The sequence below is a fragment of the Streptomyces sp. NPDC055078 genome (assembly GCF_053607985.1).
This window is the reverse complement of record NZ_JBSGUP010001041.1, coordinates 1-1,761: the sequence shown is the minus strand read 5'-3', so window position 1 is coordinate 1,761 and position 1,761 is coordinate 1. Positions and strand designations below refer to the sequence as shown.

Genomic DNA, 1,761 nt, shown 5'->3' with positions numbered 1-1,761 from the left:
GGCCTGTTTCATGCCGGGACGTCCAGTGGGCCCCTCCCGGCGGGCCGACCTGTTCGCCCTGGCCGGCCCGCTCAATCTTCGATGAGAACCGCTCAACCCCTTCACTGAGAAAGGACCCGTGATCACGGTCAAACTTCGATGGCAAACCGTCAAACTTCACTGTCACAGGTCAGCGACCCGGATGCTTGGCCTGCCGTTCGATCGAGACGGCGCGGTACCCAGTCGCTATCTGAGCCTCACCCGTGATCGCCGAGAGCGCTGGCCGGTGCTGGGTTCCCCAGCGCTATCGTTCACCTGATCCCTGGTGGAGAGGCGAAATCGGATGAGCAACCCCGCTTTGGAGGCCCTGGTCACCCTCGGTCGGCGGTACGTACGTAGTGCGCCTGGGTCACTGGGGAAAGCGGCGCTCGCTGCGGGGTGCCTGAATCCTCGCCTCAGAGACCATCCCCGCCGCCGTGTCGTTGAGTCCCGGTTCGGCGACCGGTACGCGGTCGACACTCAGGACCTCATTCAGCGGTACCTGTACATGTTCGGCGTTTGGGAGCCGCACATGACGAACTGGCTCCGACGCCGTCTGAAGCCAGGGGACGGGTTCATCGACGTCGGCGCCAACATCGGCTATTTCAGCGTTCTCGCCTCCCGGCTCGTCGGGGAGGCGGGAAGCGTGGTGGCGGTGGAGGCATCCCCTGTTTTCAACCGCAGGATTCTGCAACACGCACGACTCAACGGGTGTGGCAACCTCCGCACGATCAACGCGGGGGTCTCTGACAAGGACGAGACACTGACCTTCGTGCTCGCCAGTTCCCGCAACCTGGGGGCAACCAGCATCGTCCCGTACGAGGGTCTCGCAAAGGCCACGTTCGAGATCGCGGCGCGTCCGCTGCCTGACCTTCTGGAGCCCGAGGAGATTGCCAAAGCCCGAGTGATCAAGGTGGATGTGGAGGGCGCCGAGGGGGGCGTCGTACGAGGCATGGGCCCCATACTTGGTCGGCTCCGACCGGACGCCGAGATCACGGTGGAGGTGACCCCGGAGCGCATGGCCCGAGTCGGCGAATCAGTCGATGAGCTTTTGGCGACGATGCGAGAGGCCGGGTTCCACGTCTATCAAGTCGCCAACAACTACGCGCCGGAGAGCTACCCTCTCGCGCTTCGGGGAGCGCCGGCCGCACCTGTGCGGTGGCGGGGGTCGATCAGGGGCGAAAGCGACCTCATCTTCTCGCGCGTCGACGCCGAGTCGCTGGATTGAATGAGCGTGGCCCTGGATTGATGGGCGAGTGGCTGCCGCCCACAAAGCTTTCCCGGACCTGTCAGCGAAGGGGCTCGTACGGGGTGACTGTGCCCCGCCGCGGCGGGGCACAGTCCGGTTGCCGCTATCGCGCGGCGGCTGTGACCTTGGTTTCAGGTGACGGTCAGGTGAGTGTAGGTGGCGGGGGCGGAGCCGTTAGCCCTCGGCCGGGGTGCTGGTCGGTGGTTCCTGAAGGGACTGGAGACCAACAGGTTGCTGGTTGAGGATGTCGGCGAGTATGTCGCCGTCGAGTACGAGGCGGACGACGTGGTGGTCGGACACGTCCGGGGGGATTGGGATGACGTCAACATCGGTCACCGCAGGGAGTAGTTCGGTGGTCGCGTAGATGCGGTCTATCCGGGCGTCGGGTCCGTGGGTGTCGCAGGCGTCGACGGTGGGCGCCACCGCGGCGGGGTCGCCGGCGGTGGCGCGGTGGCGGGCGACGTCTTCCAGTCCGGCGGTGCGCAGGGTGGTGT

The 1,761-nt window shown here is 66.0% G+C and carries 1 protein-coding gene and 1 pseudogene; one reads left to right on the top strand and one right to left on the bottom strand.

The genetic code is table 11. The features are described 5' to 3' along the window. The first annotated feature begins 322 nt into the window (after positions 1-322). Entirely contained in the window at positions 323-1,246 is a 924-nt protein-coding gene (locus tag ACWF94_RS39945) for an FkbM family methyltransferase (protein ID WP_453500114.1), read from the top strand. Positions 1,247-1,441: 195 nt separating this feature from the next. On the opposite strand, the pseudogene ACWF94_RS39940 reads toward ACWF94_RS39945, so the two are convergent. Then, positions 1,442-1,761, bottom strand: a pseudogene (locus ACWF94_RS39940) (hypothetical protein); the annotation flags it as partial.